The 16726-nt window shown below is 69.8% G+C and carries 15 protein-coding genes; 7 read left to right on the top strand and 8 right to left on the bottom strand.

The window, feature by feature from the left end:
- Positions 1-53: 53 nt before the first annotated feature.
- From ribB to EDD54_RS06275, 4 genes are read right to left on the bottom strand one after another with little or no spacing between them, the layout of a single operon-like run.
- Positions 54-719, bottom strand: a complete 666-nt coding sequence (gene ribB / locus EDD54_RS06290) for a 3,4-dihydroxy-2-butanone-4-phosphate synthase (RefSeq protein ID WP_126535539.1) — start codon at positions 717-719, stop codon at positions 54-56.
- Positions 720-750: 31 nt separating this feature from the next.
- A complete protein-coding gene (locus tag EDD54_RS06285) occupies positions 751-1311 on the bottom strand; it encodes a flavin reductase family protein (protein ID WP_245515654.1) in 561 nt (186 codons plus the stop codon).
- A gap of 32 nt (positions 1312-1343) precedes the next feature.
- Positions 1344-2651, bottom strand: a complete 1308-nt coding sequence (locus EDD54_RS06280) for an NtaA/DmoA family FMN-dependent monooxygenase (protein ID WP_126535541.1) — start codon at positions 2649-2651, stop codon at positions 1344-1346.
- A 58-nt stretch (positions 2652-2709) separates the two neighbouring features.
- Complete coding sequence (locus tag EDD54_RS06275) at positions 2710-4017, bottom strand: NtaA/DmoA family FMN-dependent monooxygenase (RefSeq protein ID WP_126535544.1); 1308 nt, start codon at positions 4015-4017, stop codon at positions 2710-2712.
- A gap of 442 nt (positions 4018-4459) precedes the next feature.
- On the opposite strand from EDD54_RS06275, the gene EDD54_RS06270 reads away from it, so the two are divergent.
- Positions 4460-5521 carry a LysR family transcriptional regulator gene (locus EDD54_RS06270; protein WP_126535546.1) on the top strand — a complete coding sequence of 354 codons (1062 nt, stop codon included), beginning with the start codon at positions 4460-4462 and terminating at the stop codon, positions 5519-5521.
- Positions 5522-5745: 224 nt separating this feature from the next.
- Positions 5746-6456 (top strand): transcriptional repressor LexA, encoded by a 711-nt coding sequence (lexA, locus tag EDD54_RS06265; protein WP_126535548.1) that lies wholly within the window; start codon positions 5746-5748, stop codon positions 6454-6456.
- Between the two features lie 43 nt (positions 6457-6499).
- Here lexA and EDD54_RS06260 read toward each other — a convergent pair whose 3' ends face one another.
- Positions 6500-7528 (bottom strand): LysR family transcriptional regulator, encoded by a 1029-nt coding sequence (locus EDD54_RS06260; RefSeq protein WP_165644409.1) that lies wholly within the window; start codon positions 7526-7528, stop codon positions 6500-6502.
- 315 nt (positions 7529-7843) lie between these two features.
- On the opposite strand from EDD54_RS06260, the gene chvE reads away from it, so the two are divergent.
- From chvE to EDD54_RS06235, 5 genes are all read left to right on the top strand, one after another.
- On the top strand, positions 7844-8893 hold the full coding sequence (chvE, locus tag EDD54_RS06255) for a multiple monosaccharide ABC transporter substrate-binding protein (RefSeq protein WP_425374988.1): 1050 nt from the start codon (positions 7844-7846) through the stop codon (positions 8891-8893).
- 91 nt (positions 8894-8984) lie between these two features.
- Positions 8985-10547 (top strand): multiple monosaccharide ABC transporter ATP-binding protein, encoded by a 1563-nt coding sequence (mmsA, locus tag EDD54_RS06250; RefSeq protein ID WP_425374983.1) that lies wholly within the window; start codon positions 8985-8987, stop codon positions 10545-10547.
- Positions 10544-11782, top strand: coding sequence for a multiple monosaccharide ABC transporter permease (gene mmsB, locus EDD54_RS06245; protein ID WP_126535554.1), 1239 nt, complete (start codon positions 10544-10546; stop codon positions 11780-11782). Before mmsA ends, mmsB begins: the two co-directional genes overlap by 4 nt.
- A gap of 179 nt (positions 11783-11961) precedes the next feature.
- Positions 11962-12966, top strand: a complete 1005-nt coding sequence (gene araD1, locus EDD54_RS06240) for an AraD1 family protein (protein WP_126535556.1) — start codon at positions 11962-11964, stop codon at positions 12964-12966.
- A gap of 276 nt (positions 12967-13242) precedes the next feature.
- Positions 13243-13491, top strand: coding sequence for a hypothetical protein (locus EDD54_RS06235; RefSeq protein ID WP_126535558.1), 249 nt, complete (start codon positions 13243-13245; stop codon positions 13489-13491).
- A gap of 103 nt (positions 13492-13594) precedes the next feature.
- Here the strand turns inward: EDD54_RS06235 and EDD54_RS06230 are convergent, their stop codons facing one another.
- The 3 genes from EDD54_RS06230 to EDD54_RS06220 are packed head-to-tail and all read right to left on the bottom strand — an operon-like array spanning position 13595 to position 16579.
- Entirely contained in the window at positions 13595-15112 is a 1518-nt protein-coding gene (locus tag EDD54_RS06230) for a tripartite tricarboxylate transporter permease (RefSeq protein ID WP_126535560.1), read from the bottom strand.
- A gap of 31 nt (positions 15113-15143) precedes the next feature.
- A complete protein-coding gene (locus EDD54_RS06225; RefSeq protein ID WP_126535562.1) occupies positions 15144-15632 on the bottom strand; it encodes a tripartite tricarboxylate transporter TctB family protein in 489 nt (162 codons plus the stop codon).
- On the bottom strand, positions 15629-16579 hold the full coding sequence (locus EDD54_RS06220) for a Bug family tripartite tricarboxylate transporter substrate binding protein (RefSeq protein ID WP_126535564.1): 951 nt from the start codon (positions 16577-16579) through the stop codon (positions 15629-15631). The genes EDD54_RS06225 and EDD54_RS06220 overlap by 4 nt, the downstream gene beginning before the upstream one ends.
- Positions 16580-16726 lie beyond the last annotated feature (147 nt).

Raw genomic sequence — 16726 nt, 5'->3', positions numbered from 1 at the left:
GGACGGCAAGGCGGCGGGGTGCGGGCGTCGCGGCCCGTGCACCGCGGCGTCGATCACGGCAAGCCGGCCTCGCGGCGATAGGCGACGAGGTCGGCGATGGTGCCGAGCAGGAGGCCGTGGCGGCGGGCGAACACCAGGAGGTCCGGCAGGCGGGCCATGGTGCCGTCCGCGTTCATGATCTCGCAGATCACGCCGGCCGAGCCGCGGCCGGCGAGCCGGGCGAGGTCGACGGCGGCCTCGGTGTGACCCTCGCGGGTGAGCAGGCCGCCCTCGCGCGCCACCACCGGGAAGAGGTGGCCGGGCATCACGACGTCGTCCGGCCCCGAAGCGGGGTCGGCGACGACGGCGACGGTGCGGGCGCGGTCGGCGGCGGAGATGCCGGTGGTGACGCCGTGGCGGGCCTCGATCGAAACCGTGAAGGCGGTGCGCATCGGGTCGGTGGCGCGCCGGGTCATCGGCGGCAGGGCGAGCCGGGCGGCGGTTTCGCCGTCGATGGCGACGCAGACGAGGCCGCAGGCCTCGCGGGCCATGAAAGTGACGGTCGCCGCGTCGACGGCGTCGGCGGGGATCACGAGGTCGCCCTCGTTCTCGCGGTCGACGTCGTCGATCAGGATCACCATCCGGCCGGCCCGGGCGGCCGCGACGATCTCCTCGGCGGAGGCGATCGGACCGACCGGTTCGGCCTCGTCGAGGAAGGGCAGGGGGCAGGGACTGTTCATCGGGCGCTCCTCGGGGCCGGACGGCACGCGGTCAGGACAGGCGGTGGAACTTGCGGGCGTGGTAGACCAGCGCCTCGGCCGTCGGGCTCTCGCGCACCGCCAGCACCTCGCAGAACAGGACGTCGTGGCTCGCACCGCCGACCACGTTGGCGACGCGGCAGTCGAAGGCGGCGGTGGCGCCCTCCAGCACCGGCGCGCCGGTGACGAGGGTGGTCCAGCGGCCCGCGGCGAAGCGGGCCGCCATGTCCTTGGTGCCACCGGCGAAGGCCATCGCCAGCGCCTCGTGCTCGGCCGCCGCGGTGTTGACGCAGAGGATGCGGCTCTTGGTGAAGGTGGCGTGGGCCTGGGCGTTGCGGTTGACGCAGACGATCAGCGTGGCCGGGTCGTCGGTCACCGACGTCACCGCCGACGCGGTCAGACCGACCCAGCCGTCGTCGCCGGCCCCGGTGACGATGTTCACCGCCGCGGCGAGGCGGGCCATGCCGCCGCGGTAGGCCTGCCGGTCGACCGTGGGCACGGCGAAGATGTCCGTTCCCACCGGCGACGCGGATCCGGCGGGGGGCATGTCGTGGACGTGATCGGCATAGGCCATGACCGTGTCTCCGAGTGGGCGGGGAAGGGCGCTCAGAATTCCCTCAGGGTCTCGCGCAGCGTCGACTTGGTGTATTCGGTCCGCGTCAGCCCGCGGCGCTGCAGCGCCGGCACGAGGCCCTCGCAGATTTCGAGGATGTACTGGCGGCTGATGTTGGTGGTGAACGGGCGGGTGATCAGGAAGCCGTCGCCGCCGACCTCCTCCATGATCTCGCCCATGCGGTCGGCGACCTGGTCCGGCGTGCCGACGAGGCCGTCGAGGCCGCGGGAGACCTGCTCCATGCAGATCTGGCGCAGCGTCTTGCCGGATCCCCACTGGGCGAAGGCGTCGAGGGAGCCCTGCTCGCCGTTGGTGGTGAGGTGCGGCAGCTCGGCGTCGAGGTCGAACTTGGAGAAGTCGATGTCGGTGATCGAGCTGATCGAGGCGAGCACCTTCGGGATGTAGCTCGGCGCCGCCGAGATGCGGGCGAACTTCGCCTTGGCCTCCTCCTCGGTCTCGCCCAGCACCGGGGCGACCACGAACAGCACCTTGATCTCGTCCGGGTCGCGGCCGGCGGCCATGGCGCGGGCGCGGACGTCGTCGCGGTAGGCCTTGATGCCGGCGACGCCGGAGGACGGCGCGATGATGCTGTCGGCGGTCTCGGCGGCGAACTGGCGCCCGCGCGGCGAGCCGCCGGCCTGCACGAAGGCCGGGCGGCCCGGCTGCACCGGGGGCACGCAGTTCAGCGGGCCGCGGCACTTGTAGTACTTGCCCTCGAAGTCGATCGGCCGAACCTTGGTGTGGTCGGCGTAGGTGTCGGTGGCGTGGTCGAGCACCACGGCGTCCCGGTCCCAGCTCCGCCAGAGCTGCTGGACGAGGTCGACGTATTCGTCGGCCATGTCGTAGCGGTTCTGGCGCGGCGGCAGCTCGTCCATGCCGAAGTTCATGGCGGCGAGATTCTCGCCGGAGGTGACGATGTTCCAGCCGAAGCGGCCGCCGGCGATGTTGTCGAGCGTGGCGCAGAGGCGGGCCAGCATGTAGGGCGGGTAGGCCATGGTCGACATGGTCGCGACCACGCCGAGCTTGGTGGTGGCCGCGGCGATCAGGGCGGCCATCGGCGAGGGGTCGCCCTTCGGACCCATGATCGAATACTTGAGATAGGCCTCGGTCGAGTGACCGTAGGCCTCCGAGATCATCAGCGTGTCCTCGAGCATGATGTAGTCGAAGCACGCCCGCTCCATGGACTTGGCCATGTCGACGTAGAAGCCGCCGTCCCAGGGCCGGCCGCCGGCGGCGAAGGGCTTGTTCCATTCGTCGACGGCGAAGTTCATGAACCAACCGAGGTGGAAGCGCTTGGGCATCGGATCGTCCTCGACGAGGGGCGGTGAACGGGGCGGGCGGAAGCCGGGCGGGGAGGGTTCAAAACTCGCGCAGGCGGTCGCGCAGGTGCATCGGCGCGTCGCCGTAGGAGGTGCGCGCGAGGCCGAGGCGCTGCAGCTCGGGCACCAGGCCCTCGCAGATCTCGGTGACGTACTGGCGCGACACCTTCTGGAACGGCGAGGTGATCAGGAAGCCGTCGCCGCCGACTTCCTCCATGACCTCGCCGAGGCGGCGCGCGACCGCCGCCGGCGTGCCGACGATGCCGTCGAGGCCGCGGGTGGCGCGGTCGGCGACCAGCTGGCGCAGCGTCTTGCCGGTGCCCCACTGGGCGAAGGCCTCGAGCGAGCCCTGTTCGCCGTTGGTGGTCATCCGCGGCAGCTCCTCGTCGAGCGAGAAGCGCGAGAAGTCGATGTCGGTGACCGAGCTGATCTGGGCGAGCACCTTGACCATGAACGCCTCGGTCGAGGTGTAGAAGGCGAGCTTCTCCTTCGCCATCGCCTCGGTCTCGGCCAGCACCGGGGTGACGATGAAGAACACCTTGATGTCGTCGGGGTCGCGGCCGGCCTCGGCGGCGCGGCGGCGGATGTCGTCGCGGTATTCCTTCATCGCCTTGGTGCCGGAGGCGGCGGCGATGATGCTGTCGGCCGTCTCGGCGGCGAACTGGCGCCCGCGCGGCGAGCCGCCGGCCTGGACGAAGGTCGGCCGGCCCTGCGGCGAGCGCACGCAGTTGAGCGGCCCGCGGCACTTGTAGAACCGCCCCTCGAAGTCGATCGGCTTCACTTTGGCATGGTCGACGTAGGTGTCGGTCGCGCGGTCGCGCACCACGGCGCCCGGCGACCAGCTGTCCCACAGCTGCTTGACCAGGGCGACGTATTCGTCGGCCATGTCGTAGCGCATCTGGCGCGGCGGCAGTTCGTCCATGCCGAAGTTGCGCGCGGCGTGGTTCTCGCCGGTGGTGACGATGTTCCAGCCGAAGCGGCCCTGCGCGATGCTGTCGAGGGTGGAGCACAGCCGCGCCAGCATGAAGGGCGGGTAGGCCATGGTGGAGAGCGTCGCCACCACCCCGAGCTTCGAGGTGTGGTTGGCGATCATCGCCGCCAACGGCGCGGGGTCGCCCTTGGGGCCCATCAGGGCGTACTTGAGATAGGCCTCCATCGAGTCGCCGTAGGCGTCGGCGATCATCAGCGTGTCTTCGATCATGATGTAGTCGAAGCAGGCCCGCTCCATCGCCTTGGCCATGTCGATGTAGAACTCGCCGGTCCAGGGATCGCCGCCGGCCGAGAAGGGCGCGTTCCATTCGTCGACCGAGAAGTTCATGAACCAGGCGAGGTGGAACGGCTTGGGCATCGCGGCCTCGTGGCGGTTGGCGACGGTCCGGGGTGGGCGCCTCGGGACCAGTCAACCGCAGTGCAACAACGGCTTCCATCGGCAATGGGCAAAGCTCCGATCGGGGAGGGCGAGGCTGACGAATTGGGCAACGGCTTGATTTTTGGACGAAAGATCCGCAGCCCGGTCCCCGGGCGGCATGCCCGGCACGAGCCGACGCCGGCGGTCGGCGCCGAATGGGCCGGGTGCGGCGATGGCACGCGGCCGGCCGAAAAGATCGTTGTAGAACAAATGTTTGTCGCGGGTGTCGGCCTTCCGCCGACCGATCTCGCCGCGCCGCGGTACGGCGCTCGGACTCCGCATCTCTTGCGATGCAACATGACTGGCACGCCGGTTGCGTAGTTTTCCGTATTCCGACCGTCCGTGCCCCCGACGGCGGTCGTGGAGATCAGGAACGCCCGCCATGTCGAACCTGACGCAGATCCACGACATCGACCTGAAGCTGCTGCGCTGCTTCTGCACGATCGTCGAGGAGGGCAGCTTCACCGCCGCCCAGGCGACGCTGAACCTGTCGCAGTCGATGCTGAGCGAGTACCTGAAGTCGCTCGAGATCCGTCTCGGCGCGCGGCTGTGCCAGCGCGGGCCGCGCGGTTTCAAGCTGTTCCCGGAGGGCGAGATCGTCTACGAGGCGGCCAAGGAGCTGTTCTCCTCGGTCGAGACCTTCAGGAAACGGGCCTCGAACCTGCACGACGGCGCCGGCCACGAGCTCGTCATCGGCATTCAGGACCACGTGGTCGACAATCCCCGCGCCCGCATCGCCGAGGCGATCGCCCGCTTCTCGGACTACTACCCGCAGATCCGCTACCGCATGGAGATCATGCTGGGTTTCCAGATGACCGGCAGGGTCGCCGACGGGTTGGTCCACGTCGGCATCGGCCTCGTCAACGACCACTTCGGCCAGCTCACCTTCGAGCACCTGTTCGACGAGGAATCGCACTTCTACTGTGCCGCGGGCCATCCGCTGTTCGCCGTGCCCGACGACAACATCTCGCGGGCCGACATCGACGCCGCCAGCTACGCCAACCGCGGCCACCACGAGTATTTCCATCCGGAGCGCACCCGCAACGCCGCCACGCGCGGCGACATCGGCCACGGCGCCCACGCCCAGACGACGCTGATCCTGTCGGGGCGCAACATCGGCCTCCTGCCCGACCACGTCGCCGCCCCGCACGTCGCCGTCGGGCGGCTGCGTCTGCTGCGTCCCGACATCACCCGCCACGTTAGCCGCGTCGCCGCCGTGCTCGGACCGAGTTCGACCGACTTCAAGCTCGCCCGCCGCTTCGTCGACTGCCTGATCGACGCCCACATGGAAGCGCCCGCCGCGATTCCCTCCGCCCCGCCGGCGCACCGCCACCCGGCGCAGTCCCCCGTCCGCGCCCGCGTCGCCGTCGCCGCCGACGCACGCCCGACGGTGCGCGACGCGTCCCGGCTGGTGACGGCCACGGGGCTGCGTCAGGCCGACTGAAGCGCGCTCCGGCCACGAACCGGCGTCCCCGCGGCGTGACGCTTCGCACCCGTCGATCGCGGGTCGAGGGTCGAAAGCGGGCCGCGCCATCGGATAGGATCTGGAACGACGGACACCGGCTCTTGCGGAACACACACGGAACATGTTAACTGTGTTCGTGTTTTGTACCGAATCGCGCGGCACTCGGGCCGTTCCGATTTCGGCGCTCCGGCCAGGGGGTCCCGATGCTGACGCGCAAGCAGCTCGAACTTCTGATGTTCATCCACGAGCGGCTCAAGGAGTCCGGCGTTCCGCCGTCCTTCGACGAGATGAAGGACGCTCTGGACCTGAAGTCGAAGTCGGGCATCCATCGCCTGATCACCGCGCTCGAGGAGCGCGGCTTCATCCGGCGCCTGCCGAACCGGGCGCGCGCACTCGAGGTCATCAAGCTGCCGGACAGCGTCCAGCCCGGGCCGGGACGGCCGCGGCGCGGCTTCGCGCCGAGCGTGATCGAGGGCAATCTCGGCCGTCCGAGGGCCGTGCCCGCGCCGGAGCCGGCGCCCGAGAGCCGTGACACCATGCCGGTGCCGGTGATGGGGCGGATCGCGGCGGGCGTGCCGATCTCGGCGATCCAGAACCACTCCCACACCATCCACGTCCCGATCGACCTCGTCGCCCTCGGCGAGCATTTCGCTCTCGAGGTCCGCGGCGATTCGATGATCGAGGCCGGCATCCTCGACGGCGACACCGTCGTCATCAAGCGCTCGGACTCCGCCGACACCGGCGACATCGTGGTCGCGCTGGTCGACGACGAGGAGGCGACGCTGAAGCGTCTGCGCAAGAAGGGCGCCTCGATCGCCCTCGAGGCCGCCAATCCCGCCTACGAGACCCGCATCTTCGGGCCCGACCGCGTCCGCATCCAGGGCCGGCTGGTCGCGCTGATGCGGCGCTACTGATCGCCGTCGCGGCGGCGGCCGATCCGACCGCCGCGAGCGGCGCTCAGGCCGCGGGTTCGCCCTCGACCGGCGCGGGAAGGCCCCAGACGAGGTCCTCGAGCGTTGCGTAGAAGGCGGCTGCGGCCGGCGAGAGCGGCCGGCCGGCGATGCGGATCAGGCCGTAGGGCTCGACGGTGAGCTTCTCGGTGAGCGAGAGCTTCACGAATCGGCCGGCGGCGAGGAAGAGGTCGGCGACCGGCTCGGCGACCGGCAGGATCGAATCGGTCCTGGCGACGAGGAGCGTCGCCATCATCACCGACGGGGTGTCGATCACCCTGACCGGCGGCGGCACGCCGTGGCGGCGCAGGAGCGCCTCGAGGCTGCGCCGCAGCAGCGAACCGCGCGCCTGCATGACCCAGTCGCGGTCGTAGAGGTCCTCCGGGCGGACGGCCGCGCGGCCGGCGAGCGGATGCTCGGCACGGACGAGGAGCGCCGCCGTTTCCTCGCGGATCTCGCGGTAGACGAAGGGCGATGGATCGACGCCGGGCGGGATGCGCCCGATCATGAAGTCGAGCCGGGAGGCGGTGAGATGGCCGGCGAGCACGTCGCTGGTGTCGACCTGGACCGTGATCTGGACGCGCGGCATGCGGGCGCGCACCCGCTCGATCGCGTCGACCATGATCTCGGCCGCGGGCGACATCACGGTGCCGATCGCGACCGCGCCGCCCTCGCCGACGCGGAGCGCGGTGATCTCGGTGCCGGCCTGACCGAGTTCGGCGAGCACGGTGCGCGAGCGCCGGATCAGCGCCTCGCCGTAGCGGGTCGGCTCTATGCCGCGCGGCAGCCGCTCGAACATGGCCGCGCCGACCATCTTCTCGATCTCGCCGAGCATCTTGGAGGCGGCGGGCTGGCTGAGGTTCATGGCTTCGGCGGCGCGGTGCAGCTTGCGGTGGTCGTCGAGGGCGACGAGCAGGAGCAGGTGCTTGACCTTGAGGCCGCTGCGCAGCAGCCGGTCACCGGGTGGCGTGGCCGCGACGCGGCGGCCGGGGGACTTGTCCGCGGTGCGCGGCGGACGGGGAGGGGACGTTTCCATGACGTGAGCTATACATGCCGGATCGGCTATGGCAACGGCGTGAAACGTCATTAGACGGTTATAGCTGTGGGGCCCTAATGTGCGCGGGCTCGTTTCCGGCGGTGGGATCGCCGGGCGGGTTGGAGGAGGATGCCGGCCGAATGCGGGACCGTCGAAGCGCCGTGCCACGGGCACGGACCGACGCAGCCCGTCCGTCCGCCGCCTCCGGGGAGTGAGACGCCGGCGGCCGGCCCGCCGCGCCCCGCGACGGGTGCGGCTCGGGCGGCTCCTCCGTCCGAAGACCGAGGGAGAGAGACCTTGAAACTGATCGCTTCCATGCTGACCGCGTTCGCCATCGGCGTCGCCGCCTTCGTCGGCCCGGCCGCCGCCGCGGACAAGGGCACCATCGGCATCTCGATGCCGACCAAGTCCTCCGCGCGCTGGATCGCGGACGGCGACAACATGGTGAAGGAGTTCCAGGCGGCCGGTTACGAGACCGACCTCCAGTACGCCGAGGACGACATCCCGAACCAGCTCGCCCAGATCGAGAACATGGTCACCAAGGGCGCCAAGGTCCTGGTGGTTGCGGCGATCGACGGCACCACGCTGAAGGACGTCCTGCAGAAGGCCAACGAGGCCGGCATCAAGGTGATCGCCTACGATCGCCTGATCCGCGACTCCGGCAACGTCGACTACTACACCACCTTCGACAACTTCCAGGTCGGCGTGCTGCAGGCGACCTCGCTCGTCAAGGCGCTCGGTGTCGAAGAGGGCAAGGGTCCGTTCAACATCGAGCTGTTCGGCGGTTCGCCGGACGACAACAACGCCTTCTTCTTCTACAACGGCGCCATGAGCGTCCTGCAGCCGCAGATCGACGCCGGCAAGCTCGTCGTCCAGTCCGGCCAGACCGGCATGGACAAGGTCGGCACCCTGCGCTGGGACGGTGCGGTCGCCCAGGCCCGCATGGACAACCTCCTGTCGGCCTACTACACCGACAAGCGCGTCGACGCCGTGCTGTCGCCTTACGACGGCCTGTCGATCGGCATCCTGTCGTCGCTGAAGGCGGTCGGCTACGGCACCGCCGAGCAGCCCTTCCCGTTCGTTTCGGGCCAGGACGCCGAGCTGCCGTCGGTCAAGTCGATCCTCGCCGACGAGCAGTATTCGACGATCTTCAAGGACACCCGCGAGCTCGCCAAGGTGACCGCCAAGCTCGTCGACGACGTGCTCTCGGGCAAGGAGCCGGAGATCAACGACACCAAGACCTACGACAACGGCGTCAAGGTCGTGCCGTCCTACCTGCTCAAGCCGGTGCTGGTCGACAAGTCGAACTGGGAGTCGATCCTGGTCGGCTCGGGCTACTACACCAAGGAGCAGATCGAGAACTGATCGCGGCGTCGCCACGGCGACGGACGCGAACGAGAACGGGGCCCGGTCCGAGCGGCCGGGCCCCGACAGTCACGGGTGGGACGAGACCGAGATGACAGGGACCGGAATGGACACCATCCTGGAGATGCGCGGCATCACCAAGGCTTTTCCCGGCGTCCTGGCGCTGTCGAACGTCAACCTGACGGTGCGCCGCGGCGAGATCCTCGGGCTGTGCGGCGAGAACGGCGCCGGCAAGTCGACGCTGATGAAGGTGCTCTCGGGCGTCTATCCGCACGGCACCTACGACGGCGAGATCCGCTTCAAGGGCGAGGAGTGCCGCTTCCGGGGCATCCGCGACAGCGAGCACCGCGGCATCATCATCATCCACCAGGAACTCGCCCTGGTGCCACAGCTCTCGATCGCCGAGAACATCTTCCTCGGCAACGAGACCGCCTCCAACGGCGTGATCAACTGGGCCAAGGCCTTCGCCCGCACCCGGGCGCTGATGGCCAAGGTCGGCCTCTCCGAGAGCCCCGGCACGCTGATCACCAACATCGGCGTCGGCAAGCAGCAGCTGGTGGAGATCGCCAAGGCGCTGTCGAAGGAGGTCGAGCTCCTGATCCTCGACGAGCCGACCGCGTCGCTGAACGAGAGCGATTCCGACGCGCTGCTGCGCCTGCTGGTCGAGTTCAAGAAGCAGGGCATCGCCTCCGTCCTGATCACCCACAAGCTGAACGAGATCTCCAAGGTCGCCGACCGCATCACGGTGCTGCGCGACGGCCAGACCGTCGGCACGATCGACACCGCGTCGGAGCCGATCAGCGAGGCCAAGATCATCAAGCTGATGGTCGGCCGCGAGATGCAGGACCGCTTCCCCAAGCGCACGCCGAAGATCGGCGAGACGCTGTTCGAGGTCCGCGACTGGACCGTCCATCACCACCTCCACGCCGACCGCAAGCTGATCAAGGGCGTGGCGATGAACGTGCGCCGCGGCGAGGTCGTCGGCATCGCCGGCCTGATGGGCGCCGGGCGCACCGAGTTCGCCATGAGCGTGTTCGGCCGCTCCTACGGCCAGAAGATCTCGGGCACGGCCCGGGTCGCCGGCCGCGAGGTCGACATCTCGACGATCCCGAAGGCGCTCGGCGCCGGCCTCGCCTACGTCACCGAGGACCGCAAGCAGCTCGGTCTCGTGCTCGAGGAGCCGATCCGCACCAACGTCACCCTCGCCAACCTGAAGGCGGTGTCGAAGGCGACGGTGATCGACGAGATCAAGGAGCTGAAGGTCGCGGTCCGCTTCCGCGAGAGCCTCGGCATCCGCTCGGCGGGCGTGCACCAGAAGGTCGGTCAGCTCTCCGGCGGCAACCAGCAGAAGGTCGTCTTGTCGAAGTGGCTGTTCTCCGAGCCGGACATCCTGATCCTCGACGAGCCGACGCGCGGCATCGACGTCGGCGCCAAGTATGAAATCTACAAGATCATCAACCAGTTGGCCGATCAGGGCAAGGCGGTGGTCGTCATCTCCTCGGAGATGCCCGAGGTGCTCGGCATCTGCGACCGCGTCTACGTGATGAACGAGGGCGAGTTCGTCGCGGAGATGCCGGTGGCCGAGGCCACCCAGGAGAAGATCATGACCGCCATCATTCGCCACGGCGAGAAACAGGACGCGGGTGCGCCATGACCGACACGACCCTTCCCGGAGCCGGTGACAAGAAGGCGGCGACGCCGTCCTTCGGCAGCTACCTGCGCCACCACATGCGCCAATACGGCATGCTGCTGGCGCTCGCCGTGATCATGGCCTTCTTCGGCTTCGCCACCGACGGCATCCTGTTCCGCCCGGTCAACCTGACCAACGTGATCTCGCAGAACAGCTACATCGTGATCATGTCGCTGGGCATGCTGCTGATCATCGTGGCCGGGCACATCGACCTGTCGGTCGGCTATCTCTCCGGCTTCGTCGGCGCCATGGCGGCGACGATGATGGTGCCGTGGGGCTTCAATCCGGCGCTCGCCTTCGTGCTCTGCCTCGTGGTCGGCGGCGCCATCGGCGCGGTGCAGGGTTATTTCGTCGCCTACCAGAAGATCCCGAGCTTCATCGTCACGCTCGCGGGCATGCTGGTGTTCCGCGGCCTGATGATCGCGCTGCTCGGCTCGGTCTCGATCCGCATCCCGGACGGGTTCCAGCGCATCGCCAACGGCTTCATCCCGGATTTCCTCGGCGCCGACGGCCTCGGCATCGCGCTCCCGGCCGACCTGGTCGGCGGGCCGTTCCACACCACGTCGTTCCTGATCGCGCTCGCGCTCGCGGCCTTCCTGGTCTGGCTCAACGTCCGTACCCGCGCCGAGCACCGCGCCCACGGCATGGAGCTCGAGCCGTCGGCGATCTTCGTCGCCAAGAACGTGCTGGTGGTCGCCGCCATCGTGGCGCTGTGCTGGGCGCTCTCGACCTATCGCGGCATCCTCAACGTTCTCGTGATCATGGGCGTGCTGATCGCCTTCTACTCCTTCGTGGCGACGCGCACGACGATCGGCCGGCGCATCTACGCCCTCGGCGGCAACGAGAAGGCGACCAAGCTGTCCGGCATCGACACCGAGCGGCTGACCTTCTACGCCTTCGTCAACATGGGCGTGCTGTCGGCGCTCGCCGGCATGATCTACGCCGCGCGCCTGACCTCGGCGACGCCGAAGGCCGGTCAGGGCCTGGAACTCGACGTCATCGCGGCCTGCTTCATCGGTGGTGCCTCGGCCTACGGCGGCGTCGGCACGGTGGTCGGCGCGGTGATCGGCGCCTTCATCATGGGCGTCATGAACAACGGCATGTCGATCATGGGCATCGGCATCGACTGGCAGCAGGTGATCAAGGGCCTGGTGCTGCTCGCCGCGGTGTTCGTCGACATCTACAACCGCAACAAGTGAGAAGTCGCCCGGAAGTCCCTGTTGCCACCGGATTTTCGGGCCTTGTTCGAGCCGGTCGCGAAGCCGCGGCCGACCCTCCGCCCGCGGCGGCCGGCCGAGCGCCCGTCAGCCGTGTTCCCCGTCCGTGAACCGCCGCGGACGCCGCTGCCGCGCGCGTCCCGCCGCGATGGAGTGACCCGATGCGCCTGTCCCAGATCCTGACGCCCCAAGGCGACCGGGCGGTCGCCGCCGTGCTCGACGACGGCGCCGCCGTGATGGTGCCGGGCGCCGCGGGCGTCCGCGAGCTCGCCTTCGAGGCGATCACCGGCGGCGTTTCGCTGGAGGCCGCGGTGGCGGCTCGGCTGGACGGCCGGGCGCGCGTCACGGTCGATCTCGACGACGTCTACCGCGACGGCCGGATGCTCGCGCCGCTCGACCATCCCGATCCCGCCCACGTCTACGTCACCGGCACCGGCCTCACCCATCTCGGCAGCGCCGAGGGCCGGGACAAGATGCACAAGGATCTCTCCGATCCGGCCAAGCAGACCGACAGCATGAAGATGTTCCGCATGGGCCTCGAGGGCGGCAAGCCCGGGCCCGGCGAGGCGGGCGTGCAGCCGGAGTGGTTCTACAAGGGCGACGGCTCGATCGTCGCCGCGCCGGGGGCGCCGCTGGTGTCGCCGGCCTTCGCCCTCGACGGCGGCGAGGAACCGGAGATCGTCGGCCTCTACGTGATCGGTCCGGACGGCACGCCGTGGCGCGTCGGCTTCGCGCTCGGCAACGAGTTCTCCGACCACGTCACCGAGCGGCAGAACTACCTCTATCTCGCTCATTCCAAGCTGCGCGCCTGCTCCTTCGGGCCGGAACTGCTGGTCGGCGCGCTGCCGTCCGGCGTCTCCGGCGTCAGCCGGATCCTGCGCGAGGGCACCATCGTCTGGCAGAAGCCGTTCCTGTCGGGCGAGGACAACATGAGCCACACCATCGCCAACCTGGAACACCACCACTTCAAATACGACCTGTTCCGGCGCCCGGGCGACGTCCACGTCCACTATTTCGGCACGGCGACGCTGAGCTTCTCCGACGCGGTCACCACGCGCGCCGGCGACGTCTTCGAGATCTCCGCGCCGCCCTTCGGCCTGCCGCTGCGCAACGGTCTCGCCGTGGCGGCGAGCGAGCCCGGTCCGGGACTCGTCCGCGCGCTCTGAAACCTGTCCCGCAAAGTCCCGACTCGTCGGGATTTTGCGGGGTTTCGGCCTTTCGGCCGGCGCCCGGTCGGGCGCTTCTCGCCCGCAACGCTCCGACCACAGGTCGGAACCTCACGGGCTCGGCAAGACTGCTCGCCCGCCGCGCCGGGCCGCCTCGGTCCGGCGCGGCGGGCGGTCGCATCGGGACTTTCCCGGGTTTGCACCGCAGTGCAACATGCGGCAGAGAGGTCCGTACGAGGCCGTACGGATCGGCCCTGTCAGGGGAAATTCGCCATCATGAACACCGCCGTCCGCGCGCTCTACACCGTTCCCTTCGTCGGCTGGGCGCTCCGCGACGCCGTCGGCGGCCGCATCGGCGGCGTCTACCTGCTGCTGACCTATCTGGTGCTGGCGCTGGTCGGCCTCGTCTACCACTACGGCTACGCGGCGCTGATCACCATCGCGCTGACCGCCACCGCGGCCTGCCTGATCGGCCTCGTGATCCTGACCGCCGGCGAGCTGCCGGGCCGCGCCCGTCGGCATTGAGGCCGAAGGTCGAAATCGTCCGACCAGAACGAAGCGAGGCGGGTCCGGCCGGACCCGCCTCGCTTCTTTCATGGCACCCTTCCCACGAAGAGCCTCCCGCCGATCAGTCCTCGTCGGAGGCGAGCGCCTCCAGCACCTTGCCGCGGCCGGAGAGTCGGACGGCGATCGGCACCAGGATGGCGGCGGCGGCGACGAGGTAGAGCGCGATCGCCAGCGGCGACTGCACCAGCACCGTCAGGTCGCCCTGGCTGATCGACAGCGCGCGGCGCAACTGCTGCTCGGCGAGGGGTCCGAGGATCAGGCCGATCACCACCGGCGCGATCGGATAGCCGAAGCGGCGCAGGCCGTAGCCGAGCAGGCCGAAGGCGAGCAGCATGCCGAGTTCGACCGGCGAGGGGTTGGCGCCGATGGTGCCGAGCGTCGAGAAGGTCAGGATGCCGGCGTAGAGCCACGGCCGCGGGATCGCCAGCAGCCTCACCCACAGGCCCACCAGCGGCAGGTTGAGGATCAGCAGCATCAGGTTGGCGACCAGCAGCGAGGCGATCAGGCCCCAGACCAGCTGCGGGCTGGTGGCGAAGAGGAGCGGCCCCGGCTGCAGGCCGAACTGCTGGAAGCCGGCCAGCATGATCGCGGCGGTCGCCGAGGTCGGCAGGCCGAGCGTCAGCAGCGGCACCAGCGTACCGGCGGCCGAGGCGTTGTTGGCGGCCTCCGGTCCGGCGACGCCTTCGATGGCGCCGTTGCCGAATTCCTCGGGATGCTTCGTCAGCTTGCGCTCTGTGGCGTAGGACAGGAAGGTGCCGATCTCGGCGCCGCCCGCGGGCATGGCACCGATCGGGAAGCCGATCAGCGTGCCGCGCAGCCACGGTCCCCACGAGCGCACCCAGTCGCGCTTCGTCATCCACACCGAGCCGCGGACGGGTTCGATGGTCTCGTCGCCGCGGGCACCGGCACCGGCGACCGACAGCGTCTCGCCGATGGCGAACAGGGCGACGGCGAGCGTCGTCACCTCGATGCCGTCGAGGAGGTCGGGCACGCCGAAGGAAAGGCGGGCCTGACCGGTCTGCAGGTCGATGCCGACGAGACCGAGGGCGAGCCCGACGAACAGCGAGGTCAGCCCCATCAGCGCCGACGAGCCGAAGGCGGCCGAGACCGTGACGAAGGACAGCACCATCAGCGCGAAATAGTCGGCCGGGCCGAAGCCGATCGCGATCTTGACCACCCAGGGCGCCAGGAAAGCGAGGGCGAGCGTGGCGACGAGGCCGGCGATGAAGGAGCCGATCGCGGCGGTGGCGAGCGCAGGGCCGCCGCGGCCGGCGCGGGCCATCTTGTTGCCCTCGAGCGCGGTGACGATCGAGGCGCTCTCGCCGGGGGTGTTGAGCAGGATCGACGTGGTCGAGCCGCCGTACATGCCGCCGTAGTAGATGCCGGCGAACATGATCAGCGATCCCGCGGGATCGAGCTTGTAGGTCACCGGCAGGAGCAGCGCCACGGTGAGCGCCGGTCCGATGCCGGGAAGCACGCCGACGGCGGTGCCGAGCACCACGCCGATCGACGCGTAGACGAGGCTCATCGGCTGCAACGCCGTCGCGAGCCCGTGCATCAGGAGCACGAGGGTATCCATGTGCGGTGATCCGCCCGGTCCGAGGGTCAGGTCAGAGGAAGAGGCGTTCGAGCGGCCCGGCCGGCAGCGACAGCTGCAGCAGGCGGGCGAACACGAGCCAGATCGCGAGCGAGAGCGCGATGCCGACCGGCACCGTGATCCACAGCGGCCCGCGCCCGAAGCCGCGCGCGGTGGCGGCGAACAGGAGGCCGGTGGCGATCGAGAAGCCGGCGGTCTTCAGGATCAGGAGCTGCACCGCGAGGCCGCCGACGATCCAGAGGATCGGCGCCGGTTCGTCGCGCTCGCGCTCGGGGAAGGCGCCGCGCCACGCCTTGGCGGCGGTGCCGACGGCGAGGAGGGCGAGGGCGGTCGCGATCGCGTAGGGAAAGGCGGTCGGGCCGATCCTGGCGTAGCTGGCGCCGCCGCCGAGGTTGGCGGTGTTCCAGAAGATCACCGCCGAGACCACGGCGAGACCCGCCGCGATGGCGAGCGCCGCCCCGTCGGGGCGGCGCTGCCGGGAGGAGCCGGACGGCTGGCTCATTTCACCAGGCCGATGGCCTTGAGGACGTCTGTGGTGGCCGAGACGTCCGCGGCGAGCTGGGTCTTGAAGGCGTCGCCGGCGAGATAGGTGTCGGTCCAGCCCTTGGCGGCGAGGGCGTCCTGCCAGGTCTTCGACTTCACCATCTTCTCGATGTCGGCGGTGATCGCCGCCTTCTGCTCGTCGGTGATGCCCGGCGCGGCCGCGACCATGCGCCAGTTCTGCAGGACGACGTCGACGCCGGCCTCCTTCAGCGTCGGGGCGTCGGTGCCCGGCACGCGCTGGTCGCCGGTGACGGCGAGGAGGCGGAGCTGGCCGGCCTCGATCTGCGAGGCGAACTCGCCGTAGCCGGAGATGCCGACCGTGACCTGGGCGCCGAGGATGGCCGCCAGCGCCTCGCCGCCGCCGGAATAGGCGATGTAGTTGATCTTGGTCGGATCGACGCCGATCGCCTTGGCGATCAGGCCGGCCGCGATGTGGTCGGTGCCGCCGGCGGAACCACCGGCCCAGGAGACCGCGCCCGGATCGGCCTTCAGCTTGGCGACGAGGTCGTCCATCGACTTGATGTCGGAGGCGGCCGGCACCACGATCGCCTCGGTCTCGCCGGTCAGGCGCGCGATCGGGGTGACGTTGTCGAGGGTCACCGGCGAGGCGTTGGTCAGGATGGCGCCGACCATGACGTAGCCGCCGACGATCAGCGACGACGGATCGCCGCTCGCCTGGTTGACGAACTGGGCGAGGCCGATGGTGCCGCCGGCGCCCGGTACGTTGGTGACCTGCACCGACGAGGCGATGGCCTCGTCCTGGAGCGCGGTCTGCATGGTGCGGGCGGTCTGGTCCCAGCCGCCGCCGGGGGCGGCCGGCGCCATGATCTTGTAGTCCGCCGCCGACGCGGCGAAGGGCAGGGCGAAAGCGCCCGCGGTGGCGAGCGCGATGATGAGCTTGCGCATGGGTCTCCTCCCGAACGGCCCCTCCCGGGCCGCTGCGATCGTTCTCGTTCCGGCAGAGCGACCTCCGCCGCCGGCGACGCGTCCTCCGCGCCGACCGGTCCGACGCCCTCCGGCGCCGATCGGTGCAAGCTGGCGCCGAACCCTGTC

This window comes from Oharaeibacter diazotrophicus, from assembly GCF_004362745.1.
GTDB lineage: Bacteria > Pseudomonadota > Alphaproteobacteria > Rhizobiales > Pleomorphomonadaceae > Oharaeibacter > Oharaeibacter diazotrophicus.
The sequence above is the reverse complement of the archived record's forward strand: the minus strand, read 5'-3'. Positions and strand labels throughout refer to the sequence as shown.

What these genes read in the sequence shown, in the direction of transcription:
- EDD54_RS06280 (WP_126535541.1), bottom strand. Translation starts at nt 2,651, where the DNA reads ATGCCCAAGCGCTTCCACCTCGGTTGGTTCATGAACTTCGCCGTCGAC.
- mmsA (WP_425374983.1), top strand. Translation starts at nt 8,985, where the DNA reads ATGACAGGGACCGGAATGGACACCATCCTGGAGATGCGCGGCATCACC.
- lexA (WP_126535548.1), top strand. Translation starts at nt 5,746, where the DNA reads ATGCTGACGCGCAAGCAGCTCGAACTTCTGATGTTCATCCACGAGCGG.
- EDD54_RS06235 (WP_126535558.1), top strand. Translation starts at nt 13,243, where the DNA reads ATGAACACCGCCGTCCGCGCGCTCTACACCGTTCCCTTCGTCGGCTGG.
- chvE (WP_425374988.1), top strand. Translation starts at nt 7,844, where the DNA reads ATGCTGACCGCGTTCGCCATCGGCGTCGCCGCCTTCGTCGGCCCGGCC.
- EDD54_RS06270 (WP_126535546.1), top strand. Translation starts at nt 4,460, where the DNA reads ATGTCGAACCTGACGCAGATCCACGACATCGACCTGAAGCTGCTGCGC.
- EDD54_RS06220 (WP_126535564.1), bottom strand. Translation starts at nt 16,579, where the DNA reads ATGCGCAAGCTCATCATCGCGCTCGCCACCGCGGGCGCTTTCGCCCTG.
- mmsB (WP_126535554.1), top strand. Translation starts at nt 10,544, where the DNA reads ATGACCGACACGACCCTTCCCGGAGCCGGTGACAAGAAGGCGGCGACG.
- EDD54_RS06285 (WP_245515654.1), bottom strand. Translation starts at nt 1,311, where the DNA reads ATGGCCTATGCCGATCACGTCCACGACATGCCCCCCGCCGGATCCGCG.
- EDD54_RS06275 (WP_126535544.1), bottom strand. Translation starts at nt 4,017, where the DNA reads ATGCCCAAGCCGTTCCACCTCGCCTGGTTCATGAACTTCTCGGTCGAC.
- EDD54_RS06230 (WP_126535560.1), bottom strand. Translation starts at nt 15,112, where the DNA reads ATGGATACCCTCGTGCTCCTGATGCACGGGCTCGCGACGGCGTTGCAG.
- EDD54_RS06260 (WP_165644409.1), bottom strand. Translation starts at nt 7,528, where the DNA reads ATGGAAACGTCCCCTCCCCGTCCGCCGCGCACCGCGGACAAGTCCCCC.
- araD1 (WP_126535556.1), top strand. Translation starts at nt 11,962, where the DNA reads ATGCGCCTGTCCCAGATCCTGACGCCCCAAGGCGACCGGGCGGTCGCC.
- EDD54_RS06225 (WP_126535562.1), bottom strand. Translation starts at nt 15,632, where the DNA reads ATGAGCCAGCCGTCCGGCTCCTCCCGGCAGCGCCGCCCCGACGGGGCG.
- ribB (WP_126535539.1), bottom strand. Translation starts at nt 719, where the DNA reads ATGAACAGTCCCTGCCCCCTGCCCTTCCTCGACGAGGCCGAACCGGTC.